Origin of the sequence: Wenzhouxiangella sp. AB-CW3 (assembly GCF_014725735.1) — a bacterium.
Taxonomy (GTDB): Bacteria; Pseudomonadota; Gammaproteobacteria; order Xanthomonadales; family Wenzhouxiangellaceae; genus Wenzhouxiangella.
In genome coordinates this window covers 2633353-2660056 of sequence record NZ_CP061368.1, presented here as the reverse complement: position 1 = coordinate 2660056, position 26704 = coordinate 2633353, and the positions used below count along the sequence as shown (strand labels likewise).

The 26704-nt window shown below is 63.1% G+C and carries 29 protein-coding genes; 19 read left to right on the top strand and 10 right to left on the bottom strand.

The window, feature by feature from the left end; all coding sequences use genetic code 11:
• Positions 1-234 precede the first annotated feature (234 nt).
• Genes IC757_RS11610 through IC757_RS11600 form a run of 3 tightly spaced genes read left to right on the top strand, consistent with a single transcriptional unit; the run spans position 235 to position 3448 of the window.
• Positions 235-2286, top strand: coding sequence for an alpha/beta hydrolase family protein (locus IC757_RS11610; RefSeq protein ID WP_190974474.1), 2052 nt, complete (start codon positions 235-237; stop codon positions 2284-2286).
• 57 nt (positions 2287-2343) lie between these two features.
• A complete protein-coding gene (locus IC757_RS11605) occupies positions 2344-3093 on the top strand; it encodes an RNA methyltransferase (protein WP_190974473.1) in 750 nt (249 codons plus the stop codon).
• Positions 3068-3448 (top strand): MGMT family protein, encoded by a 381-nt coding sequence (locus IC757_RS11600; RefSeq protein ID WP_223846106.1) that lies wholly within the window; start codon positions 3068-3070, stop codon positions 3446-3448. Before IC757_RS11605 ends, IC757_RS11600 begins: the two co-directional genes overlap by 26 nt.
• A gap of 97 nt (positions 3449-3545) precedes the next feature.
• On the opposite strand, the gene IC757_RS11595 is transcribed toward IC757_RS11600, so the two are convergent.
• Positions 3546-4316, bottom strand: coding sequence for a zinc-dependent peptidase (locus IC757_RS11595; RefSeq protein WP_190974471.1), 771 nt, complete (start codon positions 4314-4316; stop codon positions 3546-3548).
• Between the two features lie 241 nt (positions 4317-4557).
• Here IC757_RS11595 and IC757_RS11590 point away from each other — a divergent pair, with 241 nt between their 5' ends.
• On the top strand, positions 4558-4725 hold the full coding sequence (locus tag IC757_RS11590; protein WP_190974470.1) for a hypothetical protein: 168 nt from the start codon (positions 4558-4560) through the stop codon (positions 4723-4725).
• A gap of 102 nt (positions 4726-4827) precedes the next feature.
• On the opposite strand, the gene IC757_RS11585 is transcribed toward IC757_RS11590, so the two are convergent.
• Both IC757_RS11585 and IC757_RS11580 read right to left on the bottom strand, forming a co-directional pair.
• Complete coding sequence (locus tag IC757_RS11585; RefSeq protein WP_190974469.1) at positions 4828-5112, bottom strand: HigA family addiction module antitoxin; 285 nt, start codon at positions 5110-5112, stop codon at positions 4828-4830.
• Positions 5113-5120: 8 nt separating this feature from the next.
• Complete coding sequence (locus tag IC757_RS11580; RefSeq protein ID WP_190974468.1) at positions 5121-5399, bottom strand: type II toxin-antitoxin system RelE/ParE family toxin; 279 nt, start codon at positions 5397-5399, stop codon at positions 5121-5123.
• A gap of 125 nt (positions 5400-5524) precedes the next feature.
• On the opposite strand from IC757_RS11580, the gene dapE reads away from it, so the two are divergent.
• The 6 genes from dapE (at position 5525) to IC757_RS11550 (ending at position 10251) form a co-directional block, all read left to right on the top strand.
• The gene (dapE, locus tag IC757_RS11575) at positions 5525-6670 is read left to right on the top strand and encodes a succinyl-diaminopimelate desuccinylase (protein WP_190974467.1); all 1146 of its coding nucleotides are present in this window, start codon (positions 5525-5527) and stop codon (positions 6668-6670) included.
• A 9-nt stretch (positions 6671-6679) separates the two neighbouring features.
• Positions 6680-6964, top strand: a complete 285-nt coding sequence (locus IC757_RS11570; protein ID WP_190974466.1) for a septum formation initiator family protein — start codon at positions 6680-6682, stop codon at positions 6962-6964.
• A gap of 140 nt (positions 6965-7104) precedes the next feature.
• On the top strand, positions 7105-7983 hold the full coding sequence (locus IC757_RS11565; protein ID WP_190974465.1) for a winged helix-turn-helix domain-containing protein: 879 nt from the start codon (positions 7105-7107) through the stop codon (positions 7981-7983).
• 131 nt (positions 7984-8114) lie between these two features.
• Entirely contained in the window at positions 8115-8549 is a 435-nt protein-coding gene (locus IC757_RS11560) for a hypothetical protein (RefSeq protein ID WP_190974464.1), read from the top strand.
• A gap of 129 nt (positions 8550-8678) precedes the next feature.
• Complete coding sequence (gene truD, locus IC757_RS11555; RefSeq protein ID WP_190974463.1) at positions 8679-9692, top strand: tRNA pseudouridine(13) synthase TruD; 1014 nt, start codon at positions 8679-8681, stop codon at positions 9690-9692.
• A gap of 151 nt (positions 9693-9843) precedes the next feature.
• Entirely contained in the window at positions 9844-10251 is a 408-nt protein-coding gene (locus IC757_RS11550) for an FHA domain-containing protein (RefSeq protein ID WP_190974462.1), read from the top strand.
• Between the two features lie 84 nt (positions 10252-10335).
• On the opposite strand, the gene IC757_RS11545 is transcribed toward IC757_RS11550, so the two are convergent.
• From IC757_RS11545 to IC757_RS11530, 4 genes are all read right to left on the bottom strand, one after another.
• The gene (locus IC757_RS11545) at positions 10336-11487 is read right to left on the bottom strand and encodes a cystathionine gamma-synthase (protein WP_223846105.1); all 1152 of its coding nucleotides are present in this window, start codon (positions 11485-11487) and stop codon (positions 10336-10338) included.
• A 133-nt stretch (positions 11488-11620) separates the two neighbouring features.
• Positions 11621-12901: a chromate efflux transporter gene (chrA, locus tag IC757_RS11540; RefSeq protein WP_190974460.1), complete on the bottom strand. Its 1281-nt coding sequence runs from the start codon at positions 12899-12901 to the stop codon at positions 11621-11623.
• A gap of 235 nt (positions 12902-13136) precedes the next feature.
• Positions 13137-14510 carry a pyridoxal-phosphate dependent enzyme gene (locus tag IC757_RS11535; protein ID WP_190974459.1) on the bottom strand — a complete coding sequence of 458 codons (1374 nt, stop codon included), beginning with the start codon at positions 14508-14510 and terminating at the stop codon, positions 13137-13139.
• A gap of 139 nt (positions 14511-14649) precedes the next feature.
• Complete coding sequence (locus IC757_RS11530; protein WP_190974458.1) at positions 14650-14868, bottom strand: YdcH family protein; 219 nt, start codon at positions 14866-14868, stop codon at positions 14650-14652.
• 100 nt (positions 14869-14968) lie between these two features.
• Between IC757_RS11530 and IC757_RS11525 the strand changes: the two genes are divergently transcribed.
• Complete coding sequence (locus tag IC757_RS11525; RefSeq protein WP_190974457.1) at positions 14969-15127, top strand: hypothetical protein; 159 nt, start codon at positions 14969-14971, stop codon at positions 15125-15127.
• 15 nt (positions 15128-15142) lie between these two features.
• Here IC757_RS11525 and IC757_RS11520 read toward each other — a convergent pair whose 3' ends face one another.
• Genes IC757_RS11520 through maiA form a run of 3 tightly spaced genes read right to left on the bottom strand, consistent with a single transcriptional unit; the run spans position 15143 to position 17214 of the window.
• Positions 15143-16138, bottom strand: coding sequence for an OmpA family protein (locus IC757_RS11520; RefSeq protein WP_190974456.1), 996 nt, complete (start codon positions 16136-16138; stop codon positions 15143-15145).
• Complete coding sequence (locus IC757_RS11515; RefSeq protein ID WP_190974455.1) at positions 16135-16518, bottom strand: DUF4398 domain-containing protein; 384 nt, start codon at positions 16516-16518, stop codon at positions 16135-16137. The genes IC757_RS11520 and IC757_RS11515 overlap by 4 nt, the downstream gene beginning before the upstream one ends.
• Before the next feature lie 33 nt (positions 16519-16551).
• Positions 16552-17214: a maleylacetoacetate isomerase gene (gene maiA / locus IC757_RS11510; RefSeq protein WP_190974454.1), complete on the bottom strand. Its 663-nt coding sequence runs from the start codon at positions 17212-17214 to the stop codon at positions 16552-16554.
• A 306-nt stretch (positions 17215-17520) separates the two neighbouring features.
• On the opposite strand from maiA, the gene mutL reads away from it, so the two are divergent.
• The 8 genes from mutL (at position 17521) to serS (ending at position 26701) form a co-directional block, all read left to right on the top strand.
• Positions 17521-19290, top strand: coding sequence for a DNA mismatch repair endonuclease MutL (mutL, locus tag IC757_RS11505; protein ID WP_190974453.1), 1770 nt, complete (start codon positions 17521-17523; stop codon positions 19288-19290).
• 5 nt (positions 19291-19295) lie between these two features.
• Positions 19296-20249 carry a tRNA (adenosine(37)-N6)-dimethylallyltransferase MiaA gene (miaA, locus tag IC757_RS11500; RefSeq protein ID WP_190974452.1) on the top strand — a complete coding sequence of 318 codons (954 nt, stop codon included), beginning with the start codon at positions 19296-19298 and terminating at the stop codon, positions 20247-20249.
• Between the two features lie 95 nt (positions 20250-20344).
• Positions 20345-20584, top strand: a complete 240-nt coding sequence (gene hfq / locus IC757_RS11495; protein WP_190977014.1) for an RNA chaperone Hfq — start codon at positions 20345-20347, stop codon at positions 20582-20584.
• 41 nt (positions 20585-20625) lie between these two features.
• Complete coding sequence (gene hflX / locus IC757_RS11490; protein WP_190974451.1) at positions 20626-21888, top strand: ribosome rescue GTPase HflX; 1263 nt, start codon at positions 20626-20628, stop codon at positions 21886-21888.
• 117 nt (positions 21889-22005) lie between these two features.
• Positions 22006-23157 carry an FtsH protease activity modulator HflK gene (gene hflK, locus IC757_RS11485; RefSeq protein WP_190974450.1) on the top strand — a complete coding sequence of 384 codons (1152 nt, stop codon included), beginning with the start codon at positions 22006-22008 and terminating at the stop codon, positions 23155-23157.
• A gap of 1 nt (position 23158) precedes the next feature.
• The gene (gene hflC / locus IC757_RS11480; protein WP_190974449.1) at positions 23159-24025 is read left to right on the top strand and encodes a protease modulator HflC; all 867 of its coding nucleotides are present in this window, start codon (positions 23159-23161) and stop codon (positions 24023-24025) included.
• Between the two features lie 37 nt (positions 24026-24062).
• Complete coding sequence (locus tag IC757_RS11475; RefSeq protein WP_190974448.1) at positions 24063-25343, top strand: adenylosuccinate synthase; 1281 nt, start codon at positions 24063-24065, stop codon at positions 25341-25343.
• A 71-nt stretch (positions 25344-25414) separates the two neighbouring features.
• On the top strand, positions 25415-26701 hold the full coding sequence (gene serS / locus IC757_RS11470; RefSeq protein WP_190974447.1) for a serine--tRNA ligase: 1287 nt from the start codon (positions 25415-25417) through the stop codon (positions 26699-26701).
• The last annotated feature ends 3 nt before the right edge of the window (positions 26702-26704 follow it).

The following is a 26704-nucleotide window of genomic DNA, read 5'->3' as shown; positions in this document are numbered from 1 at the left end:
CGCTGTCCTGGCACCAGGGGCATGATACACCTTGCACGATGGGTGGTCGGCAAGGAAAGCTGAATTCTTCCTCATGATGCTGCCAAAGCGCGGCGGTGTAGTGTCGGAACGTGCTGGGTCGCTCGGAACTTCCGGATCGCGCTGATCGTTCCCTGACCGAATGATCACAAAGACCTGACTGCGACATCTCGCCGCCTTGACACCCTGGGTTCACCAGGAGAGGAGAAGTCACTCATGCGATTCATTTCGGCAAGTCTGGCAGGATTCGGGGTGGCCATGTCGGCAATCGCCGCACAGCCGCAGTTGGTGGATTTCATCGACTACGCGGAGATTCGGTCGATCGACATGGCTCCCGACGGCGAACATGTGCTGGTCGAGACCCGCCACGCCGACCCGGAGGCCAACGACGTTGAGGATCGGTTCTGGCTGGTGCCGACGGACACGACCTCGTCAGTGCGGGAGCTGGCGGTGCCCGAGGGTGCAAGTCAGGTGCAATGGCATCCGGATGGCCAGCAGCTGGTGATGCTGGCAGCGCCCGAGGGCGGCGGCGGGCGACAGGTGTTGGCGGGTGCTCCGGAAGGTGATGGCTTCGAGGCGCTGACCGACGCGGCCAGAGGCGTGTCGGATTTTGCATTGGGGCCGGGCGGGCAGCTCCTGGTCTACACCACGCGAGAGCCGGTGGGGCGTCCGCGCGCCCTGACGGAGCGGGGTCGGCGCGGGATCTCCGTGGATCTTGAAAGCTTCTCGCAGACTCGCCTTCTGCAGGGCGTGCTACAGCACCCATACCAACCGGTGCCTCGTCGTGGACGCCTGTGGATACAGCAGGGTCCGTCTGAGTCGGCCGAAGTCCTGAGTGAAGATCGGTCGGTCCAGGACTTTTCATTGAGCCCCGATGGCGCCCAAGTGGCCTTGATCACCCTGAATTCACCACCGCCCGTGGGCCGCCGGCCCAGCGAAGGAGCGGACCTGCGCCTGCTGGACATTGCGAGCGGGGCGACGACCCTGCTGCAGGCGGGCCGGGATGGCATCGATGACAGCCCGTTCGAGGGCCGGGTGGCCCATTCAGCACCGAGCTGGTCGCCCGATGGCCAGCGGCTGGTGTTCTCGCGCACCGACTACTCCTATGGCATGGCCAGCGTTGCCGACCTGGGGGTACACGACCTCCACTCCTCCGAGACCTGGTTTCCGGTCAAAGCCGCCAGGCGTGAACTCAACGCCCGCGCGATCCACTGGCGTGATGATGAAACCCTGTTGGTCGAGCGTATCGCCGAGGCCCGTCACGGCCTCTACACGCTGGAGGTGGAATCAGGAAAGCTGCGTCCGTCTCGGGTCACGAACGACAGTCACCAGCGTTTCTCCTTTGCTGATGGCGTGGAGAAAGCCGCCTGGGTCGAGCAGAGCACGGCCCGACCACCAGAGGTTCATGTCGGCGATCCGCTGACCGAAGCCGCCTCCCAGGTCACGCACTTCAACGCGCGTCAGGCCAAGTTGAACCTTCCCGAGGCAAAAGCGGTTTCGTGGCGATCCTCCGACCGGACACAGGTGTCGGGCTGGTTGCTCACGCCGGAGGAAGCGTCGCCGGACCGGCCGGCTCCGTTGCTGGTCTTTCTGGCCGGCGGGCCAGCCTTTGTGGTCACCAATCAGTTCTCTCTCTATCCACGGATGACCTGGGCGTACCCGCTCACAAAGTTTGTTACGCGGGGATATGCCGTGCTCGTAGTCCACTATCGTGGCACGTCTTCCTTCGGTCGCGAGTTTCGTCAGTTCACCCTGGGCGAGGAATCGGTCGATGACGTGCAAACCGGCGTTGAGACTGTCAGCGAACGCGCCGATATCGACGGCCATCGGCTGGGCCTGATTGGCCACAGTCACGGTGCCGGATTGGGTCCACTGGTGGCCGGTGCCGGGCCAGGGTTCAAGGCGGCCTCGTTCTCCGAGGGCATGGGCAATGCCTTCAGTCTGTATCTGGCAATGGAAGGAAGACGCAATCGATTCATCCAGGAGCCCATGATCGGGGGAACACCGTGGGACACGCCGGAGCGATACCTGGCCGTATCCCCGGCGCTACAGAAGCGACTTGTCGAGAACACGGCCACGCTCATCGAGGCCGGAGAACGGTCTGCGGCGGTGGAGGCGTTGCAGCTCGGCAAGGGTTTCTGGCGGCACGGGACCCCGCACGATGTCGTTCTCTATCCGGACTCCGGCCACACCCTGCGAGAACCCGAGTTGATGCTGGAAAGCATGCAACGGAACCTGGAGTGGTTCAGGCTGCACATGAACAGGTAGTCGGCCGCTCCAGAGTTTGCTGATCGACGTCATGTCGGAAATAGTAAACTCTCCGCCATGACTCGAGTCTCTGACAGTATTCGCATCGTCCTGGTCGGTACCACCCATCCGGGCAATATCGGGGCGACGGCGCGGGCGATGAAAGTGATGGGGCTGGAGCGCCTGGTGCTGGTTTCTCCCGAGTGCTATCCCAGTGGCGAGGCCACGGCCATGGCTTCCAGCGCCGACGATGTGCTGGCCCGAGCGCTGGTCGTGGATGATTTCATGGACGCGATCGCCGGTTGCGGCCTGGTGCTGGGCACCACCGCCCGACTGCGTTCCTTGCCCCAGCCCCTGCTCGATCCACGTGCGGCGGCCGAGCGGGTAGTGGCCGAGGCCGGGTCGCACGAGGTGGCGCTGGTGTTCGGGCGCGAGAAAAGCGGGCTGAACAACGAAGAAGTTCGCCACTGCAACTGGCTGGTCAATATCCCGACCTCCGAGCAGTATTCCTCGCTCAATCTGGCCCAGGCGGTACAGATCCTGGCCTACGAGCTGCACCTGGCCGCCATTGGCGGTGGCCCCGGCGAGACCGTGCCGCCGGACTGGGAGCCGCAGCCGCCGGAGCGGCTGGAATTCTTTTTTGAACGCCTGGAGGTGGCACTGCGTGAGATCGATTTTCTCAATCCCGCCCAGCCCCGACGCCTGATGCAGCGCCTGCGCCGTCTCTACCTGCGTGCCCGCCCCGACGAAAACGAACTCAACATTCTCAATGGCATCGTTTCGGCGATGCTGGAGACAGCCCGTGAGCGATCCGAAGAAAAAGACTGAGCTCTCCGACGAGGATCGCTACCAGCGCATCTGGGAGGTTGTGGCCGGGATCCCGGAAGGCTGCGTGCTGAACTATGGCGAGGTCGCGCGACTGGCCCGCCTGCCCGGCAAGGCCCGCCTGGTCGGCCGTGCCCTGGGTCGCGCCCCGAAGCGCTTGGCACTGCCCTGGCACCGCGTGGTCAACGCCCAGGGCCAGATCAGCTTTCCCGAAGACAGCAGCAAGGGCGTGCGCCAGCGCGAACTCCTCGAAGCCGAAGGCGTGGAATTCGTCGACGACGCCATCGACCTGGAGCGCTTCAGCCCCGAGCGCGCCATCGACCGCATGCTTTGGGGCCCCGAAGGACCGGGACAATAACCGTGGTGGGTCGGGGTTGCATCCCCGACGGACGAGGTTGGATGTCCTGATCAAGCGTAGCTAACGCGTGTACTGATCCCAGACTTCCCTCTCCCTTCTATCCCTCTTCACCTCTCCCCATCGAAGGCCAATATAACGCTTCCAGCAGCCGATAGACCGCCGGCTCGTGCTGACGCAGCCACCCCGGCGCATCAAAGAAATACTCGCTGGTCACGGCGAAATACTCGGCCGGTGATTCGGCGGCATAGGGATCGATGGCCGGTTGAATGCCGGCGTCGAGCTGCTGTTCCAGGCGCTGGTAGGCGTCGGCGAAGGTGCTGGCCCACTCGCTGGCATCCATGTCCCGATGCAGCGGCGGAAAGCCGTCCATATCGCCGTTGATCTGATCGAGTTGATGGGCCAGCTCGTGCACCACCACGTTGTAGCCCTGACCCTGGCCGGAGGCCTCGATGTCCTCCAGCGACAACACCACCGGCCCGTGTGCCCAGGCTTCGCCGGCGCGCAGGTCACGGCCGCGATGCACCACCCCGACCTCGTCAGCCTCCTCGTAGTCGGCGAAGAAGCCGGACGGATAGACGATGAAGGTATGGAAATGCCGGTACCACTCCGACCCCAGAACGAGCACGGGCAACGCGGCCAGCACGGCCACCGCCAGGTGCTCTTCGGGAGCCAACTCGAGCCCTGCCGCACCATGAAACTCCTTGTCGGCCAGGATCTCCGTGGTGCGCCGGTACAGGTTCTCGCGTGTGGCGGCATCCATGTCGTCCAGCACCGGAAAGTAGTCAAGCACCCGCTGAAACAGCACCGGATCGGGCGCATGCCGGTCCAGCTTGCGTCGGCGAAGGTGGTGGCGGAGGGCGGACAGCACAAATGTCTCTGGGTCGCTTGGTCGTTTAGTGGGTTTGAATTATGGCTCGGACGGGGCGGGCATGCCACGAATCGCAACTCCCCGACGTGCCACGCTGGCCGCGACGGCGGCCGTGACCATGCGGTTCATGTCTCACCGTCGGGTACCGGGCAAGCCCTGATCGTGCCAATCTTCACCTCGTCCGGGGAGCTCGATTCCTTGCTGCAAGGTCTCGAATACACGCGAGTCAGGTGAGAATACCGTGGCCCTGAAGGTCAACTTCGTGTCGGAAGAGGGTGATGTCGAGTCGACCCTGAATGTCTACTTGCACGCATCTGCCAGTTGGGCATTGTCGTTGACAGGCGACGGTCACGGCGGAGCCATCGGGTCGATTGACAGCGGACGCACTCTGGCGGGCGATCTGTCTTGAGCTTGCCCATCGGCCTCAGGAATGGCGATCCGTCAGAGGTGCGAATTCTCGATCTGGCGCCCGGGATGGGCCAGTCGTGTGTTGTGCCCCGGCGACCGGAAATCAGGCGGCTTCGCGTGGTTTGATGTGCTCGAAATCGCCTTCCGCTCGTGTGCGGGACAGGTCATGCGCGGTTTGCAGATTGAGCCAGAACCGCGCTTCCATGCCGAAGTAGCGTTCCAGGCGCACGGCCGTATCGGCGGTCATGGAGCGGCGACCGGCCACCAGTTCGGAGATCCGGTTGTGGGGAACATCCAGCGCACGCGCCAGTGCCCGAGCCGACAGGCCCAGCGGCACCATGAACTCCTCAAGCAGCATTTCGCCGGGATGTGTGGTTACTCTGTTCATCTCGCACCTCAATGATAATCCACGATTTCTACGCCCTCGGGGCCGTTGTCGCTCCAGCGGAAGCAAACTCTCAACTGCTTGTTGATTCGGATGCTGAACTGTCCGATGCGATTGCCTTTGAGCGCCTCCAGACAGTTGCCTGGAGGAGTGGCCAAAGACCGCGGCTGGGTCACATTATCCAGTTGATCAAGCTTGCGCAAAGCCACTTTGGCGATAGACGAAAACCGGCGACTCTTGCCTGTTTCAAACAGTTTTCGAGTTTCGTCGCACGCAAAACTCCGAATCATGGCTGTATTGTGGTACGTTCCACCTACCGGCGTCAAGTCGGATCTGGGAATCTGGGGCGAACCTGCACAGATTGAAGAGACATTCTTGATCTCAGCTGGCTAACGGTTTCGGCTAAGCTGTCCCTATGAGTTCTTCCCCCGTATTCGAACTGGCCGTGGAGTTGATGCGGCGTGAATCCGTGACGCCGGCCGATGCCGGCTGCATGGAGTTGATTGGTGCCCGTCTGGAAACAGTCGGCATGGTCGTGGAGCGCATTGATGTGGGCGAGGTGTGCAACCTGTTTGCCCGGCATGGCAAAGGCGCGCCGCACCTGATGCTGCTGGGCCATACTGACGTGGTTCCGCCCGGGCCGCTGGAGCACTGGACTTCGCCGCCATTTTCCCCGGAGGTGCGTGAGGGCATGCTGTACGGGCGTGGCGCGGCCGACATGAAGTCTTCGGACGCGGCTTTCGTGGTGGCGCTGGAGCAGTTTCTGACCGAGCATCCGGATCATTCCGGCACGGTTTCGCTGTTACTGACCTCCGATGAGGAAGGGCCGGCGCGCGAAGGCGTGCGTGCGGTGGTGCCGCGGCTGGAAGAGCGCGGCTTGCTGCCCGATGCCTGCCTGGTGGGCGAGCCGTCCAGCCGTGAGCGGCTGGGCGATACCATTCGCATCGGCCGGCGCGGCAGCATCCAGGCGAAGCTGAAGGTGCGTGGCATCCAGGGGCATACGGCTTATGCCGATCCGGCCGACAACCCCGTGCATCGGGCCGGCCCCCTGGTGGCTGCGCTGGGCCAGATGGACTTCGACGATGGTGACGAGCATTTCCCGCCGACCCGACTGCAGATTTCCAATATCCGTGCCGGCACCGGCGCCGACAATGTCACGCCCGGTGAACTGGACATCTGGTTCAACCTGCGCAACAACCCCAACAGCCCCGCCGACCAGCTCGAAGCGCGCCTGCGCCAATTGATCGAGACACATGATCCGGGTGACTGGACACTGGACTGGCGGGTTTCGGGCGAACCTTTCGGCCCGGCCACCGGTCCCCTGCCGACAGTGGTTGACGCGGCCTGCCGCGAGCATCTGGGCATTGCTCCGACCGCCAATACCGGCGGTGGCACCTCCGACGGCCGTTTCCTGGGTCCGCGCGGCGTACCCGTGGTCGAGCTCGGGTCGGTCAATGCCAGCATTCACCAGGTCGATGAATGCATCCGCGTCGACGACCTGGATCGCCTGCCGGGCGTGTATCGCGCTATCATCGCCGGCATGCTACTTGCCGACTCCTGACGACGAAAAATGCGCATCATCCTGATCGTGCTGGCCATACTGCTGGTGCTGGTGCAAATCCGCTTCTGGCAGGAAGTGCGTGAAGTGCGCTCTCTGCGCGCCATGGTCGAGGAACAGTTCGAGGAGAACGAGCGCCTGGAGGCGCGCAACGAGGCGTTGGCGGCAGAGGTCGAGGACCTCAGGGCCGGCCTCGAAGCCATCGAGGAGCGCGCCAGGGCGGAACTGGGCCTGATTCGCAAAGGCGAGGAGTTTTTTCTGATCGTCGATCCGGAACATGCCGAACCGGACCCCTGAGCTCACGTGTTTGCCCAGGTGGGCACTATCGATTCAGGGAAATCTAAGCTCAATTTCAGGTATCCGGCATGGCCGCACACCGGACATTGGCCGACAATGCCAGGCAAGTTCCGTTTTGAACCTGTTTTGCGCGCAAGGCCATGAATACCCGTAGCCAGCCACACCACTTCAATGGTTGCCGCTTTGACCCGCGCGACGGCAGTCTGTCGACGGCCGACGGTGGCCGGGTGGTCACGCTGAGGCCACAGGCGGCACGTCTGCTGGATTATCTGCTGGACCAGCCCGGCGAAATCATCAGCCGGGACAGGCTGATTGCCGCCATCTGGGAAGACGGGCGGATTGTCGATTTCGAGGCGGGTCTGGCCGCCTTGCTGCGCGAAGTGCGCAGTGCGCTGGACGACGTCGGAGCGGGCAGCGATCTGGTCGAAACCATCCCCCGCCGAGGCTATCGATTCCGCGGGCAGATCGAAGAGGCTCAGCGGCGACAGGCACCCCGGGGAGAAAAGCGCGCGTGGCTGCTGGCCGGGCTGGCAGTCTTGGCCCTGATCGTGATTGTGCTGATCTGGTTGTTGCCTGCGCCTGCACCGGATGAACGGGTCAGGACCGGTACCCTGGCGATTATTCCCTTCGAGCTTTATGGCCGTCCTGCTGAAGACGATCGTCGAGTGGAACTGCTGCTGGCCGATACCCTGCTCGGGCAGCTCTGGCAGGCGGATCTGGATGCCATGGTATTGATCGGTCGCGCCACGCTCAGGCCTTACCAGGAGCGTGAGGATGTCGCCGCAGCCGTGGCCGAGGATCTCGGGGTGCAACTTCTGATCGAGGGCACGGTGGTGGCCGACGAGGTTGATCAATGGCAGGTGACTGCCCGCATGCTGGAAATGCCCGCCGGGCGGGTGTTGTGGTCATCCAGCCTGTCCTGGGAAGCCCAGCCCAAGCTGCCTGTGTCCGATACCGTCGACTATCTCATTGCCGATCTCGTCGCGCGCTGGCCCGAGATCCAGGCGGAGCTGGATTGAGCCGAACTCATGCAGTTCTGCAGCAATTTCAGGAAAATTTTCGGGTCTTTCCATGGATGGAGGTCCATGCGGGCGGCAGAATGCGCAGGTACTGAAAGCCAATTGTCTGATGTGATTGCAGGAGGCAGGTCATGAAATCGAGAGTTACGATGGTTCTCACCGGGGTCGCGCTGGTGCTGGCGACCGCCATTCCAGGTGCTGCCCTGGCCGAACGCCCATCCTTTGTCAGCCCCGGCGCGGATGCAGCCATGATTCATGGTGGATCGGGTGAAGCCCGGGACATTTACGCCATCGAGTTCATTGCCATTGACGGGCAGAGGATCGAGCCGCGTGACGCGCTGTGGCTGGAGCCGGGCGAGTACGAACTGGAGGTCCGTATCAGCGGCCGTCCGCTTCCGCGCACACTGACTCTGCGCAGCCGGGGCGAGGACGGGTTCAATCGGATCACTGTTGAACTCGAAGCGGGCAAGCGCTATGACATTCGCGCTCACCACGATCGCCACGACACGAGGCGGCCGTACACAGTGATATTGCATAACGTGACTGACCATGGATTTGCCCGCTGACTAGCGTTGGTAGATCGACCTCAAGCCGCGTCCGAATCACTGCGTTGCTCACCGCCCGGATCATTCCGGGCGGTGAGACCATTCGGCTTCTGCGATAATCCTCCCTTTCTCACCGACTGTTGCCTGTACATGAGTGAATTCGCCTGGGGTGGCCCACCGGTTCGTGGTTGTATTCGATCCACGGCGGAAGATTTCCATGTCGAGGAAATTCTGGGTCACGAACCGGACGGGAAAGGCGAACATTTGTGGTTGTGGGTCGAGAAGCGCGAGTGCAACACGGTGGAAGTGGCCGGACGGCTGGCCGATGCCGCCGGAGTGCACCCCCGTCAGGTCAGTTTTGCCGGTCTCAAGGATCGCAATGCCGTGACCCGGCAGTATTTCTCCATTCACCTGCCGGGACGAGACGACCCGGATACTGCCAACTGGGCGCTGGACGGCATCCGCATCCTGCAAGCCGTTCGATCCTCGCGCAAGATCAAGCGCGGGCGGCTGAAAGCCAATCGTTTCCGACTGCGGGTACGGGAACTGGAGGGCGACATGGATGCCCTGGAGGCGCGTCTGGCCACCGTGAGCCGGCAGGGTGTGCCCAACGGCTTTGGCGAGCAGCGCTTCGGCGGCAACAACATCGCCCGGGCCCATGCGCTGTTTCGCGGCGAGCTCAGGCGCAAGCCGTCCAAGTCCAAGCGCGGATTCTACCTGTCGGCTGCGCGCAGCCTGGTATTCAACAAGGTGCTGGCCGAGCGCCTGCGCCGCGGCGACTGGCACCAGTTGATCGACGGCGACCTCGCCGTGCTCGATGGCTCGCGCTCGTTCTTCGCCGCCGACGCCGCCGACCCCGAACAGATCCGCCGCTGCACCGAACTCGACATCCACCCATCCGGGCCCCTGCCCGGCCGCGGCGAATCACCGGCCGCCGGGGAGGCCGCCGCCATCGAACAGACGGTGTTCGCCGAACAATCCGAACTGGTCGAAGGCCTGGCCAAATTCGGCATGCAACAGGAACGAAGAGCCCTGCGCATGCGCGTCAAGGACCTGGAATGGTCCTACCCCGAGCCCCATACCCTGGAACTGACCTTCGAACTCAATACCGGCAGCTACGCAACATCGGTACTACGCGAGCTGGTGGATTACAAAGAAGGATGAAGCGTGGCACTGAAAATCCAAAACCCGTTATCATCAACACCCACCAAACACCTAACACCTAACACCCAACACTTAACACTTAACACTTAACACTTAACACTTAACACTTAACACTTAACACTTAACACTTAACACTTAACACTCCACCCCCATGACCTTCCGCCTAAAAGCCGCCTCCGGCCCCCACACCGGCCAGACCTTCGATCTGGACGAATCCGACACCGCCATCGGCAGTGCCGATGGTGCCAATATTGCCATCGACGGCCTGCTCGAACAGCATGCCCGCATCACCTTTGACGGCGAAGTGCTGATGCTGGAAGCCGATGATCAGGCCTGGGTCAACGGCGAACCGGTGTCGCGTCAGCCGTTGAAGTCGGGCGACGAGATCCGTCTGGGTGAGCATCGCTTCGTCTTGCAGGCCCCGGGTCTGAGGCCGCCGAGTGTGCTGCGCGAGGTCGAGCAGCGCCATACCATCAACCCCTGGACCTGGGTGGCTATCGGCGCAGTGGCTGCAGGCGGCATCATCGCCGTGGCCACGTTCATACTGACGCGCCTGTAAGGATTTACCACAGAAACACAGAGTTACAGTGGGAATACTTTCTCTGTGTGCTCCGTGTCTCTGTGGTGCATTCACCTCAGGTTATCAAACATGATCCAGGGCGGCTTCCAGGTCGGCGATGAGGTCGTCGACATCCTCGATGCCGACCGACAGGCGGATCAGGGTATCGGTGATGCCGAGCACTTCGCGCCGGTCTTTCGGCACCGAGCCATGGGTCATGATGGCCGGATGATTGACCAGGGATTCCACCCCGCCCAGTGATTCGGCCAGGGCGAACAGGCGGGTGTTCTCCAGAAAGCGGCGGGCGCGGTCGAGATCGCCGCCGATGTCGAAGCTGACCATGCCGCCGAAGCCGTCCATCTGCCGCTCGGCCAGGGCTTTCTGCGGGTAGCCGTCCAGGCCGGGATAGATCACTTTCTCTACCTTGGGGTGGCGGCTCAACCAGTCGGCGATGCGTCCGGCATTTTCGCAGTGGGCCTTCATTCTCAGGGCCAGGGTTTTGGCGCCGCGCATGACCAGGAAGGCATCAAACGGTCCCTGCACGCCGCCGGAAGAGTTCTGCAGGAAGCCGATGCGTTCGGCCAGTTTGTCGTCATTGACGACCACCGCACCACCGACCATGTCGGAGTGGCCGTTGAGATACTTGGTGACCGAGTGCACGACGATATCGGCACCCAGCTCCAGCGGACGTTGCAGCATGGGCGTGGCAAAGGTGTTGTCGACCACCAGCCAAGCACCGCACTCGCGCGCCAGTTTCGCCATGGCGGCAATGTCGACCAGCTGCAGCATGGGGTTGGTCGGTGTTTCCACCCAGATCATCTTTGTGCGATCGGTGATCGCGGCACGTGCCGCGTCCACGTCGGTCAGGTCGATGAAGCTGAACTCCAGCCCGGAGGCGGGCCGCCTGACCTTTTCGAACAGCCGCCAGGTGCCGCCGTAGAGATCGTGCATGGCCAGCACGTGATCGCCGGGTTCGAGCAGGTGCATCAGTGCATCAATCGCGGCCATGCCCGAGGCGTAGGCGAAGCCGTGCGAACCGCTTTCCAGGTCGGCGATGCAGGCTTCCCAAGCCTTGCGCGTGGGATTGTGCGTGCGCGAGTACTCGAAGCCGAGGTGGTCGCCGGGGCTGTTCTGCACGTAGGTCGAAGTGGTGTAGATCGGTGTCATGATCGCGCCGGTGGACGGGTCAGGCGACTGGCCGGCGTGGATGACGCGGGTGGAAAGCTTGTCGGACATGGTCATGGGTCACTTGGTCGTATTGTCGTGTGGTCTGCACGCGGGGCGCAGACTGCGAGGCGGTGAATTATCCCATATTGGACCGGGGTGTCCGGCGTGGTTTCGCGGAGCACAGGCGCATCAGACGCAGTCCCTAAAGTGCTCCGACCAAGTGCAGCACCAGTCCAACCAGCGCCATGCACAGGATGGTTCCCACCAGTCCCAGCCGGGTCAGGAATAGCAACACGGCGGCCAGCGCCGTCAGCACCAGCGCCCAGGGATCGATGCTGGTGGCGACGGGCAGATTGAAATCCAGGCCGTAGCGGTCGACGGGGCGGGACTCGGCGAACATGAGGTTGATGGCGAACCAGGCGGCGAGGTTGGCGATGACCCCGACCACGGCCGAGGTAATCCCCCTGAGTGCGGCGCTGATGCGGGCATTGCCGCGCAATTTCTCGACCTTGGGGGCGAACAGGAAGATCCACAGAAACGATGGGGCAAACACCATCCAGGTGGTCAGCAAGGCGCCCAGCGAGCCGGCCAGCAAGGGGTCGAGCAGGGTGGCCGGGTTACGCGAGGCGGCGAGGAAACCGATGAACTGGGTGACCAGAATCAGCGGCCCGGGCGTGGTTTCGGCCAGCCCCAGGCCGTCTAGCATTTCAGCTGCGGTCAGCCAGTCACGGGTTTCCGAGGCGAATTGCGCCACCCAGGCCAGCACGGCATAGGCTCCGCCGAAACTGAAGGTGGCCAGCAGGCTGAACAGGGTGGCCAGCTCGGTCCACACCGAGCCGGGGCCCAGTACCACCGCCAGCACGGCCAGCGGACCCAGCCAGGCCAGCAACGTCCACAGCCAGGTGTGCCGGCCCATCCGGGGCGATGTGTCCGACTCCACCTCGGGCGCGGCGCCAGGGCGGAACAACCACATTCCGATCACCCCGGCAGCCAGGATTACCAGCGGGAAGGGCAGGGAGAACAGGAACATGGCCGTAAAACTGGCCAGCGCCAGCAGCCCTGCCGCCAATCCCCGGACGACCTTGCCGCTCATGCGCACCAAGGCCTGGGCCACGATGGCGAGCACCGCGCACTTCAGGCCGAACAGCAGCCCCTCGACCACACCGACCTGGCCGACGGTCACGTAGAGCAGACTCAGGCCCAGCATGATCAGCGCACCGGGCAGGATGAAGATGATGCCGGCGGCCAGCGCGCCGCGTGTTCCATGCAGCAGCCAGCCGATGTAGGTAGCCAGCTGCTGCGCCTCGGGCCCGGGCAGCAACATGCAGAAGTTGAGCGCGTGATTGAACCGATCCTGCCCGATCCAGCCCTTCTCCTCCACGATCAACCGCTGCATCACCGCAATCTGCGCCGCCGGCCCCCCAAAACTCAGGAAAGCAACCTTCCACCAAACCCGCCAAACCTCACCCGACAACCCAAGCATCACCACCTCACCCAAGAACCCCTAACCCCAAACACCTAACACCTAACACCTAACACCTAACACCTAACACCTAACACCTAACCCTTCCCACTTCCCACTTCCCACTTCCCACTTCCCACTTCCCACTTCCCACTTCCCACTTCCCACTTCCCACTTCCCACTTCCCACTTCACACTTCCCACTTCCCACTTCACACTTCACACTTCACACTTCACACTTCACACTATCTTCCCCCTCACCGATCCGCCCGCCGCCGCAGGTAGTTCAACAGATCCACCCGGGTAATCAGCCCGAGAAAGCGCTCGCCTTCCATCACGATGGCGACATGATCGCGATTGAATATCGGCAGCAGATCGTCGATGGCGGCATCGACCTGGACTGACTCGAGTTCCGTGACCATGGCGCTGGACACAGGCTCCGAGAAACGCTCTTCGTGGTCGTAGACGGCCAGCAGGATGTCGGATTCGTCGATGATGCCGACGATGCAGTCGCCGTCGAGTACCGGCAGTTGCGAGACGTCGTAGAGTTTCATGCGCTTGTAGGCGTTCGACAGGGGCTCGTCCCTGCCCACGGTCACGGCATCGTGGGTGTCGACCGATCGGGCGATCAGGTCGCGCAGGTCGCCGTGTTTTTCGGTGTCGGAAAAGCCCTGCTCGCGCATCCAGTAGTCGTTGTAGACCTTGGACAGGTACTTGTTGCCGGTATCGCAGACCAGGCTGAGCACTTTCCTGGGCTCGGTCTGCTCGCGACAGTAGCGTAGCGCCGCCGCCACCAGCGTGCCGGTGGATGACCCGCCCAGCAGCCCTTCATGCTGCAAAAGTTCACGCGCGGTGAGAAAACTCTCGCGGTCGGGGATGGAGTAGGCCTTGCGCACGCGCGAGAAATCGCTGATTGACGGCAGGAAATCCTCGCCGATTCCCTCGACCAGCCATCCACCGGCATCATCGCGAACCTTTCCGGTGGCGATGTAATCGGCCAGTATGGACCCTTCCGGGTCGGCCAGCACCAGTTCGATCTCCGGTGCTTCCCGCGCAAAGCATCGTGACAGCCCGGTGACGGTGCCGCTGGAGCCCACGCCGACCACCACGGCATCGAGCTGATCTCCCATCTGACCGAGAATTTCCGGACCGGTCATGGTTTCGTGAGCCAGCGGGTTGTCGGGGTTGCCGAACTGGTTGATGAAGTAGGCGTTGTCGGTCTGTTCGGCGATGGACTGGGCCAGATCCTGGTAGTACTCGGGGTGCCCCTTGCCCACGTCGGAGCGGGTGATGATGACCTCTGCACCCATGGCCTTCAGGTTGGAGATCTTTTCCTGGCTCATCTTGTCGGGGATGACCAGCACCAGTCGATATCCCTTCTGGGCGGCGACCAGTGCCAGGCCGAGGCCGGTGTTGCCCGCCGTGCCCTCGACGATGGTGGCGCCGGGCCTGAGGTCGCCGCGGCGCTCGGCTTGCTCGATCATTTTCAGGGCAATACGATCCTTGATCGAACCGCCCGGGTTGTGGTTTTCAAGCTTGAGATAGAGTTCGCAGGGGCCGGTGTCGAGATGGTTGACTCGCACGATCGGGGTGTTGCCGATCAGTTCCAGCACGTTGTTGTGAAAGCTCATTGTCCGGTTTTCTTGGGCCTGGTGGATAGCCGCCCACCTTATCCGCTGGGCCGGGGCGCGGCAAGGCTGTTCAGATAGAAAGACGCCCGATGCCGGGACATCGGGCGTCTGGAGAAACGGGGTGAAAGTCGTAGGGTCGTCAGGCGGCCTGGGCCTGATCCATGATCCGGAAAAGCTGGTCCTTGGCCCTGAGTTTCTCGCGCTTGAGCTGGTTCAGGGCCAGGTCTTCCATGGGTGCGGTACCGGTTTCGGCGGCGAGGACACGTTTTTCGAGCTGCTGGTGACGGTTGTACAGGCGCCGGAATTCCTCGTTGTCCTTGAGGAGAATTTCCATCTGGTCCTTGCGGTTTTCGAACATGTGCAGACTCCTTTTGCTTGGTCCAGCGTGGTCGTCGCTGTCGGCTGTGCCGGCAACGACAGAAAAACGGGCCGCAAGACTGCGGCCCGGAAAAGCGGGAATGATGGGGCAGGACTTCGGCCGCGCCGGGAAGTGCTGGCAGTGGCCGCCGAAGCTGGCAGTAAAGGTGAGCGGGGCGCTCGAAAAATCCACCATGATGGTGTTAGTTATAGCGCCAATGAGCGGCCGGTTCAAGGGCACGCTGCCGACCCCGCCGTGACGGGGGCGGCGCCGCTCAGTCGTTGAGCAATATGACGTCGACGCGACGGTTGCGGCTGCGACCATCCGAGGACTCGTTGCTGGCGATCGGGAAGTCCTCGCCCATGCCGACGGCCTGAATCCGGTCGGCCTCGATGCCCATGGCCACGAGCTGGTCGCGCACCGCCTCGGCGCGTTGCTGAGAAATGCGCATGTTGACATTCGCCGGGCCGGTGGAGTCCGTGTGTCCTTCGATGCGAATGCGCTTGTCGGGTTCGGTTTGCAGTAGTTCGACCACATCCTCAATGTTCGACAGGGCGTCGGCCTGAAGTTCAGTTTCACCGGTGGCGAACAGCACATCGCCCAGGGTCACTACGACACCCCGGTCGGTTTCGCGTAACTCCAGGTACTCCAGGCGGCGGCGCATGGACTCGGCGGATTCAGTTGCCAACTGGGCTTCGCGACGCGCCAGTTCGATTTCGCTGGCCTGCGCTTCGGCCAGCCTGCGCGCCGCCTCGGCTTCCTCGCGCGCCTCCTGCTCACGGCGCGTTGCCTCTTCCCTGAGTTCCTCGGACGTCATGGCTTCGCGCCGGGTACGCTCGATTTCCTCCATCGTGGCCCGGCTCATGCGCAGGGCGTCCTCGGTCTCGCGACGGGCTTGCTCGACTTCCAGACGGCTGGCATGCAACAGCAGTTCGGTGCGGCGCTGGTCCACGGCTTCGACCTCGTTGCGCGCCCGGGCCCTGAATGCCTCGGAGCGGGCAATTTCCAGTCGCTTGTTGGCGACATGGATGCGATGCGCGCGTTCGTCGTCGGACAGGCGCTCCTCTCCGGCCTCGCGCACGGCCCGCTCGGCCATGGACAAGGCCAGCGGAACTTTTGATGAAAGCGTCTCATCGGCTTGGAATTCGGCGAGATCGGCTCGCAGGTTACGCAGCTCGGCATCATCGCGCGGCTGCTGTGTGGCACAGGCGCCAAGCACCAGCACTGCTGCCAGCAGCAGCGGGGTCATCACTCGGGTATGGCTGCTCATTGTTCAACCGCCTCCGCGCCGAAGACTTCGCGGATATCTGTTTCGATCTGTTCAAGCTCACGTTGCTTGCGCGCCAGCTCGGCCCGGGCCAGGGCGGCACGGGTGCGTGCCAGGGCGAGTTGTGCTTCAACCTCGGCCTGTTCGGCCATGCGACGCGCCATGGTGTCGTCGTCGTTGTCCACGAAGGTTTCAGCACGGGCCAGGCGTTCATGGGCAAACCGCAGTTCCAGCGGCGAGTATTCTCCGGCTCCGGCCTGTTCGGCCTGTTCAATGGCCACTCGGGCGTTGTCCAGCAAGCCCGGGTCGACCGGAGTCGTGGCGCAGGCGGCCATCAACAGCAGGGCCGGCAGGCCGATGGTGGTTGCAAGAAGTCTTTTCATTTCTGCTCACTCAAGCATGATTCGGTCCGACGCTCAGGCCGGATCGGCGTCGGGCTGGTTCTCGGGCGCGGCATCCTCGATGGCACCGATCTGCTGCAATACATCGCAGATGCTGACGATGCGGTTGCATCCGGTCAGGTCACAATTGAACCTGCGGGCATTATAGACCTGTGGCAACAGACAGCAATCGGCCAGTGTCGGTTCATCGCCATGACAGAAGCGCCCGGTGGCCGGGTCGTCGAGCAGCCGCTCGACCGCGACCAGGCCGGTCTCGGTCCAGTGCCGGTACCAGGCCAGCTTGCCTTCCTCGTTGAGTCCTGCCGGTCCGGTCAGGTACTTGAGCACCCGCAGGTTGTTGAGGGGATGTATTTCGCAGGCAATGGCCTGGGCCAGCGTGCGGACTCGCGCTCGAGCGCCAGCATCTTGCGGCAGCAGTGGTGTCTGCGCAAAGCATTCCTCGATGTATTCCAGAATGGCCAGCGACTGGGTCAGAACCCGGGAGCCGTGAACCAGCGCCGGCACCATCTGCTGGGGGTTGATGGCCGTGAACTCGGCGGAGAACTGCTGTCCCCCTTCACGCACCAGGTGAACCGGCCGCGATTCATATTCCAGTCCTTTCAGGTTGAGTGCCATGCGCACCCGGTAACTGGCCGACGAGCGCCAGTAGGTGTAGAGGGTAAGGTTTTGATCGGGCATGGTTGGGGGTTGGTTGGGTTTGGGTGTGGGTATTGTACGGAAATGGGTAGAGGGGTAGAGGGGAAGAGGGGGAGAGGGGGAGAGGAGTAGAGAGAGCCTGTCCCGTCTTCCGTCTCCCGTCTCCCGTCTCCCGTCTCCCGTCTCCCGTCTCCCGTCTCCCGTCTCCCGTCTCCCGTCTCCCGTCTCCCGTCTCCCGTCTCCCGTCTCCCGTCTCCCTTCTCCCTTCTCCCTTCTCCCTTCTCCCGTCACCCGTCACCCGTCACCCGTCACCCGTCACCCGTCCACCCCATCAGTTAAACTTCCCCCATGCCGATCCGCAAACTCCCCACCCATCTCGTCAACCAGATCGCTGCCGGCGAAGTCGTCGAGCGGCCGGCTTCCATCGTCAAGGAACTGGTCGAAAACAGTCTCGATGCCGGGTCGCGGCGGATTCGGGTGGAGGTCGAGAAGGGAGGCAGTCGGCGTATCCGGGTGTCGGATGATGGCGGCGGTATTGTCGCCGATGAGCTGGCGTTGGCGCTGCATTCTCACGCGACCAGCAAGATTGGTTCGCTGGAGGAGCTGGAGGGGGTGGCCACCATGGGGTTTCGGGGTGAAGCCCTGCCCTCGATTGCATCGGTCTCGCGCCTGCGTCTGGCTTCACGGCCGGCCGATGCCGATACCGGTTACGAAGTAGAGGCCGAGGGCGGTGAGTCCAGCGAACCCCGGCCGACGGGCATGCCGCATGGCACGGTGGTGGATGTGCGCGACCTGTTTTACAACACCCCGGCACGTCGCAAGTTCATGCGCACCGAACGCACGGAGTTCGGTCACATTGACGAAGTCGTGCGCCGCCTGGCACTGGCGCGCATGGATGTGGATTTCGAGCTGGCCCATGACGGGCGCAGCATCCGACGACTGCTGCCGGCCAGCGACGAGGCCGGTCGTGATCGGCGCGTGGCTTCGGTGTGCGGTGACGAGTTCCTGGCCCAGGCCATCAGCTTTGATACCGATCATGCCGGCATGCGCCTGGCCGGATGGATTGCGCGGCCCAGCTTCTCGCGCAGCCAGTCCGACCTGCAGTTCTTTTTCGTCAATGGCCGCCTGGTGCGCGATCGCCTGGTGGCGCACGCGGTTCGACAGGCCTATCGCGATGTGCTGTTCCATGGTCGCCACCCGGCATTCGTGTTGATGCTCGAGCTGGACCCGGCCCGGGTCGACGTCAACGTGCACCCGCAGAAGACCGAGGTGCGCTTCCGTGACGGCCGCCTGGTGCATGACTTTCTGTTTTCCACCATTCACTCAAGGCTTTCCGGTACCCGGCCGGGCAGCCGCGCGACGGCCCCGGCCTCGCTGCCGCACCGCGGCGACAATGTACATGAGCTGGCTGCCGGCCAGGGCCGCCACCAGGCGGGGCTGGGCCTGGGAGTCGCCGAATCGGTGGCCCGCTACGCCGAGCTGGCGCGCACGGCTTCCGCCGTGCCTTCGGCGCAGCAGGACAACGAGACCGACATGCCGCCGCTGGGTTTTGCCGTGGCCCAGATTCATGGCGTCTTTGTCCTGGCCGAGAATGCTCACGGCCTGGTGGTCGTCGACATGCATGCCGCGCATGAGCGCATCGTCTACGAGCGGCTCAAGCAGTCCTGGGGGGAAGACCGGGTCCGTTCGCAGCGCCTGCTGGTGCCGGAGAAGATCGCGGTGTCGCGACGCGAGGCGATGGCGCTGGAAAGCCATGTCGACGAAATGAGTCGACTCGGCTTCGAGGTTGATCTGGCCGGGCCCGAAGCGGTGCTGATCCGGGCCGTGCCCGGCATGCTGGCCCGCGCCGACAGCCAGAAGCTGGTGCGCGATGTGCTTGCCGACCTGGTCGAACTGGGCGACAGTCGCCGGGTGGAGACGGTGATCGACGAGATGCTCTCGACCATGGCCTGTCATGGTTCCGTGCGGGCCAACCGGCGCCTGAATATCGACGAGATGAACGCGCTGCTCAGGGACATGGAGCGCACCGAGCGCGCCGACCAGTGCAATCATGGCCGACCGACCTGGGTGCAGCTGGACATGAAGTCGCTCGACAAGCTGTTCCTGCGCGGACAATAGCGGTCATGGAAGAGGAGTCCCTGCCGCCGGCGCTGCTGCTGACCGGACCGACCGCAGCAGGCAAGACCGGTGTGGCGCTGGCCCTGGCGCGGCGCTTTCCCGTGGCCTTGATCAGTGTCGATTCAGCGCAGGTCTACCGCGGGCTCGACATCGGGTCGGCCAAGCCGGATGCCGCCACGCAGGCCCGGTTCCCGCATGCCCTGATCGATATCCGCGAACCCGAACAGACCTACTCGGCGGCTGATTTCGTGGCCGATGCGGCGGCGCAGATGCGCGCGGCGGCTGGGGCCGGACAACTGCCCGTGCTGGTGGGTGGCACCACCCTCTACCTGCGGGCACTGCTCTACGGGCTCGACCCGATGCCGGCGGCGAATTCGGGTTTGCGGCGTGATATTGCCGCCGAAGCGGACCGGCGCGGCTGGCAGGCGCTGTACGATGAACTGACCGTCGCCGATCCGCGGGCGGCGGAGCGAATTCGCCCCAATGACACCCAGCGTATCCAGCGCGGTATAGAAGTGCTGCGCCTGACGGGGCGGGGGCCGAGTGCGTTTCACCGGGAAAATCGCATTGCCCGCTTCGACAGCCTGCGCCTGGTGTTGACCGCCGGTAATCGCCGGGAGCTGCATGAGCGGATTGCCCGGCGATTCGACGCCATGCTTGCCGAGGGACTGGTCGAGGAAGTAGCCAACCTGCGGCGCCGCCCGGAACTGAGCGTGGACCACCCCGCCATGCGCAGCGTGGGCTATCGTCAGGTCTGGCAGCATCTTGATGGCCTGTTCAGCCTGGATCAGGCCCGGCAGCGGGCGCTGGCGGCCACGCGCCAACTGGCCAAGCGACAGCTGACCTCGCTCAGGCAGCTGGGCCGCGCCCTCTGGCATGATCCGCGCCAACAGCGTACAATTAACTTGATTTTCAGGCAGGTAGGTCAGTTTGAAAAGCGGGCGGCAAGGGCTGGATGAGTGCACGTCATCGTCGCTTTGGTTGGCCTGTTTGCTGAACATCGACCCAGAGCACACACCCCACAACTACAAAATCAAACAAAAGGAGAACGATGATGTCCAAGGGTCAGTCACTGCAGGATCCATTTCTGAACGCCTTGCGGCGCGAACGGGTGCCTGTCTCGATTTTCCTGGTCAACGGCATCAAGCTGCAGGGTCAGATCGAGTCTTTCGACAATTTCGTGGTCTTGCTGAAGAATTCAGTCAGCCAGATGATTTACAAGCACGCCATCTCCACCGTGGTGCCAGCGCGCAACGTGCGTTTCGGGGATGACGAGGAGGATCAGCAGCCCTGATCGAAGATTTCACTCCCGCCACTGGTGGTCAAGGCAGCCGGGTGCTGTTGCTGCACCCGGTGTTCGAACCGGTACACGATGAAGAGTCGCGCCTGGAATTTCGCCTGTTGGCGAAATCGGCCGGATTGGACACGGTGGCCGAACTAACCGCTCCGCGCAGTGCGCCCGACCCCAAGTACCTGGTCGGGTCGGGCAAGGTCGAGGAAGTGCGAAGCCAGGTTGTCGAGCATGAGGCCGACCTGGTACTGGTCAACGCTCGTCTTACCCCCGTGCAGGAACGTAACCTGGCGCGGGCGCTCAAGTGCAACGTGCTCGATCGCACCACGCTGATCCTCGATATCTTTGCCCAGCGTGCCCGGTCGCACGAAGGCAAGCTCCAGGTCGAGCTGGCCCAGTTGCGTCACCTTTCGACCCGCCTGGTGCGCGGCTGGACTCACCTGGAACGCCAGCGCGGCGGCATCGGCATGCGCGGTCCCGGCGAAACGCAGCTTGAAACCGATCGTCGTCTGCTGGGTAATCGCATCCGTCAGTTGACCGCCCGGCTGGAGAAGGTGCAGCAGCGACGTGACCAGGGCCGCCGCGCCCGTCAACGCGGCGATGTGCCGCTGGTGGCGCTGGTCGGGTATACCAATGCCGGCAAGTCGACCCTGTTCAACCGCCTGACCTCAGGCGAGGTGATGGCTCGCGACCAGCTCTTCGCCACGCTTGATCCGACTGTGCGTCGTATTGACTCGCTCAATGGCTCGACGGTGCTGATGTCCGACACGGTCGGATTCATTCGCGACCTGCCGCATGAACTGGTCGCGGCATTTCGCTCGACGCTGGAGGAAACACTGTCGGCCAGCCTGGTGGTACACGTCATTGATGCCGCCGATGGCGATCGTCTGCAGCAACAGGCCGTGGTCGAGGAAGTGCTCGATGACATCGGCGCCGGTGACCTGCCATCGCTGAAGGTGTTCAACAAGGTGGATCTGGCCGATCGTGACCCCGGCATGGAACGCGACGAGCAGGGCCGGCCCAGTGCGGTGTGGATCTCGGCGGTCAGCGGTGAAGGGCTGGATCTCCTGGCCGAGGCCTTCTCGGAGTTGCTGGCCGAAGGCCGTATTCGACGCTGGATTCATGTGCCCGTGCAGCGTCAACGGCTTCGGGCCCGTTTGTTCGAGCTGGGCGTGGTGCGCGAGGAAGAAGTCGAGGACGATGGATCCAGTCGCCTGGATGTCGATCTGGACCTGCGCGATGTGCGTCGACTGACGCGCCTTGACGGTGCAGACGGTAAACTCGCGGAGCAACTGCTGTTAAACTAGCAGGTTCGGTCGTACCCACCGCCGCCAGTGCTTCGGCGCCGGTGAAAGCTTCGATTCCGGCGTAGGCCGGCAATCGATCAGTGTTCCTGATATCTGTAGCGATGGAGTAATCAATCAATGCCCTGGAATGAACCCGGACGCGGTGGCGGCAACGGCGGCGGTCGCGATCCCTGGAAAGGGGGTGACGGTCAGCAGCCTCCCGATCTCGACGAGGTGTTTGCCAATGTGCAACGCCGTCTGAAAAAGATTATTGGCGGCGGCAGCGGCGGCGGCAGTGGCGGCAGCGGCTCGGGCAGCGGCGGCTCGATTGCCGGCATTGTCCTTCTGGTGGCTGTGCTGGCGCTGATCTGGGTTGTCTGGAACTCGGTTCATATCGTTGATGAATCCGAGCGCGGCGTGGTGCTGCGCTTCGGTGAGTACAACCGTACGCTCACACCCGGTTTCAATGTCACTTGGCCGAATCCGATCGAGCAGGTCGAAAAGGTCAACGTCAGCGAGGTCCGGTCCCTGGAAAACCGGGCGCGCATGCTGACCGGCGACGAGAACCTCATCGAGCTGTCTTTCGCGGTCCAGTACCGCGTGGTCGAGCCGGAGAAGTTCCTGTTCAACGTGCAGATGCCCGAGGGCTCGCTGGCGCATGCCGCCGACAGTTCCCTGCGCGAGATCATCGGCACCAACAATATGGACTTCATCCTCGAGATCGGCCGTGGCCAGATTGCGCTGGATGCCCAGGAGTTGCTGGTCGAGATCATTGAGCGCTACGATCCCGGCATCGAGATCACCTCGTTCAACCTGCAGGAAGTCCGTCCGCCCTCGCAGGTCCGGTCGGCCTTCGACGATGTCGTTCGTGCCCGTGAGGACCAGATTCGCTTCGCCAACGAGGCGCAGGCCTATGCCAACCAGGAAGTGCCCGAGGCGCGTGGTCGCGCGGCCCGCATTCTCGAGGAAGCGCAGGCCTATCGCGATGAACGCATCGCCCAGGCGACGGGTGAGTCCGATCGATTCATTGCCATCTACGAGGAGTATGCCCGTGCCCCGGAAGTGACGCGTCAGCGGCTCTACCTGGAAACACTCGAGGAAGTTTATGGCCGTTCGGCCAAGGTGCTGATGGATATTTCGGATTCCAACCAGATGATCTACCTGCCGCTGGACAAGATCCGCGACGGCTCACCCGCACTTCGGGCGCCGGCGCCGCTGATGAGTCCGCAAGAACAGCAGCGGGCTTCACAAACCGAACCACGGGCCGGTCGTGGCCGGGAGGGTCGATAACATGAGAGTTTTCATTCCCGTCATCGCCATCCTGGCCATTTTCGTTGGTCTCAACAGCCTGTTTGTGGTCAAGGAATTCGAGTACGCGATCAAGTTCCGCCTCGGTGAGGTGGTGCGGGCCGACTACGAGCCGGGCCTGCACCTGAAATTCCCGTTCATCAACAACGTGCGCAAGTTCGACAAGCGCTTGATCACGCTGGACATGCGCCCCGAGCAGATGAACACGGCCGAGCAGAAGTTCGTCGAGGTCGATTACTACGTCAAGTGGCGCATTGAAGACCCGCGCGAGTTCTACATCTCCACCCAGGGTGGCGACATGAACTTCACCCGCTCGCGTCTGGCCCAGCTGATTCGAAACGACCTGCGCGACGAGTTTGCCCAGCGCACCCTCAGCGAGGTGGTTTCCGAGCAGCGTCGCGAGATGATGGAGCAGCTCGTGGTTCGGGCCGATCGTCGTTTTCGCGACTTCGGCATTAACGTGATCGACGTGCGTATCAACAAGATCGAGCTGACCGACGAGGTCCTGACCTCGGTGTTCGAACGCATGGAGACACAGCGAACCGAGTTCGCCAACGAGTTGCGTTCATTGGGCCGGGAGCGGGCCGAGCGCATTCGCGCCGATGCCGATCGTCAGGTCCGCGTGCTGCTGGCCGATGCCGAGCGTGATGCCCAGCGACTGCGGGGTGAAGGTGACGCCCGTGCCACGGAGATCTATGCCGAGGCCTTCAATCGCGACACCGAGTTCTATAACTTCTGGCGCAGCCTCGAAGCCTACGACCGGAGCTTCGGAACCGACAACGACATCATGTTGATGGATACCAGTTCCGAGTTCTTCCGTTACTTCGATCGACTGCAGCCGCAGGACTGATCGCTCAAGGCCAAAGCTGTCACAGGGGACCTGGCGCATGGCGCAATCTGTAGTGATACTCGGCACCCAGTGGGGTGACGAGGGCAAGGGCAAGATCGTCGACCTGCTGGCGCACGAGGCGGATGCCGTCGTGCGCTTTCAGGGCGGACACAACGCCGGCCACACGCTGGTGGTGGGTGGCAGGAAGACGGTCCTGCATGTCATTCCCTCGGGCGTGCTCACCGATCGCGCCCGTTGCTTGATCGGCAATGGTGTGGTGGTGGCACCGCATGCCCTGATCGAGGAAATTCGCGGGCTCGAGGCCAATGGCATCGAAGTGCGCCCGCGCCTGGGCATTTCCCCGGCCTGTCCGGCGATTCTGGGCTGCCACGAGGCGCTGGATCGGGCCAAGGAAAGATCGCGCGGCAAGAAGGCCATCGGCACAACGGGTCGGGGCATCGGGCCGGCTTACGAAGACAAGGCTTCGCGCCTGGGGCTCAGGTTGGCCGATCTGGCCGATCCGGCGCGACTGGCCGACAAGCTCGACGCGGTGATTGATTACCACAACTTCCTCCTGACCCGTTACTACGATGCCGATCCGGTCGACGGACAGCAGATCGCCGACGATGCGGCCCGGCAGGGCGAGGAACTCAAGCCCATGTTCGCCGACGTGACCGGTGAGCTGCACGATCTCAGACGGGCCGGGCGTGCCATCCTGTTCGAGGGCGCCCAGGGCAGTCTGCTCGATATCGACCACGGCACCTATCCTTTCGTGACCTCGTCGAATACCACTGTGGGCGGCGTGATGACCGGTGCCGGCGTGGGCCCGGGCGATATCGACTATGTGCTGGGCATTACCAAGGCCTATGCCACGCGAGTGGGCAGTGGGCCGTTTCCCACCGAGCTTGATGATGCCGATGGCCGCATGATGGCCGAACGCGGTGTCGAGTTTGGTGCCACCACCGGCAGGCCGCGTCGTTGCGGCTGGCTGGATGCCGTGGCCCTGAAGCGCATGGTGCGCATCAATGGCATTACCGGGCTGTGTATTACCAAGCTTGATGTGCTCGATGCTTTTGATCGGGTTCGCATCTGCGTCGACTACGAAGGTGTGGACGGCTTCCCGGTGGGGGCCGAGGAGTGGAGTCGCGCCAGACCGGTCTACGAGGACATGCCCGGTTGGGACGGTGATACCCAGGGACTGACCGATGCCGATAAGCTGCCGGCCGCAGCCTGCGCCTATCTCGATCGCCTCGAAGAACTGATCGAGGCCCCGGTGCATATGCTCTCGACGGGGCCTGAGCGGGATGCCAATGTGATTTTGCGGCATCCGTTTGGGTGATTGGTTCGGGGTGTTAGGTGTGGAAGTGTGAAGGGGTGCTTCTTTTTTTTGCCAGTGACGTAGGGTAGTTGATGCTTGATCCTCAGCAGTTGCGGAATGATCTTGAACATGTTGCCGGGCGGCTGGCGACGCGTGGTTACCATCTGGATATCGAGAACTATGCTGCTCTCGAGGCGCGGCGCAAGGAGCTGCAGACGAAAACCGAGGAGCTGCAGGCCGAGCGCAATACGCGGTCGAAGTCCATTGGGCAGGCCAAGGCGCAAGGTGAGGATATCGAGCCTTTGCTGGCCGAAGTGGGACGTCTGGGTGACGATCTGAAGGCCGCCAAGGAAGAACTGGAGAAGGTGCGCGAGCATCTCGATCACCTCGCCCTGGATATGCCTAATCTGCCGGCGCCGGGTGTGCCGAAGGGTGATGACGAGGGCGACAATGAGGAAGTGCGGCGCTGGGGTGAGCCGACTGACCTGGCCTTTGAGCCGCGCGACCATGTCGAGCTCGGCGAGATGCTTGACGGGATTGATTTCGAAGTGGCGGCAAAGCTCTCCGGCAGTCGCTTTGCTGTCATGTCCGGCGATGTGGCGCGACTGCATCGGGCCCTGGCCCAGTTCATGCTTGACATGCATGTGGGCGAACATGGCTATCGCGAAACCTACGTACCCTACCTGGTGCTGGATACCGCCATGCAGGGCACCGGCCAGCTGCCCAAGTTCGCCGAGGATGCCTTTGCCACCTCGGATGACCCGACCCGCTATCTCATTCCCACCGCCGAGGTGCCGCTGACCAACCTTGTCGCCGACGAGATCGTCGAGGCCGGGCGTCTGCCGTTGAAGTTTGTCGCCCATACACCCTGCTTCCGACGCGAGGCCGGTGCCTACGGCAAGGACACCCGCGGCATGATCCGTCAGCACCAGTTCGACAAGGTCGAGCTGGTGCAGATTGCCACTGCCGACACGGCCGAGCAGTGCCACGAAGCATTGACCGGCCACGCCGAGGCCGTTCTGCAGGCCCTGGAGTTGCCCTACCGCGTCATGCTGCTATGCACCGGCGACATGGGTTTTTCGGCCCGAAAGACCTACGATCTTGAAGTCTGGCTGCCCGGCCAGCAGGCCTACCGTGAAATTTCGTCTTGCTCGAATTTCGGCGATTTCCAGGCCCGCCGAATGAAGGCGCGCTGGCGTAATCCCGACACCGGCAAGCCCGAACTGGTCCATACCATCAACGGCTCGGGTCTGGCCGTCGGTCGTGCCCTGATCGCGGTACTGGAAAACTACCAGCAGCGCGATGGATCGGTTGTCGTGCCGGACGTCTTGCGGCGATACATGGAGGGGCTGGAAGTGCTGGCGGCTCCGGCCTCATAGTGA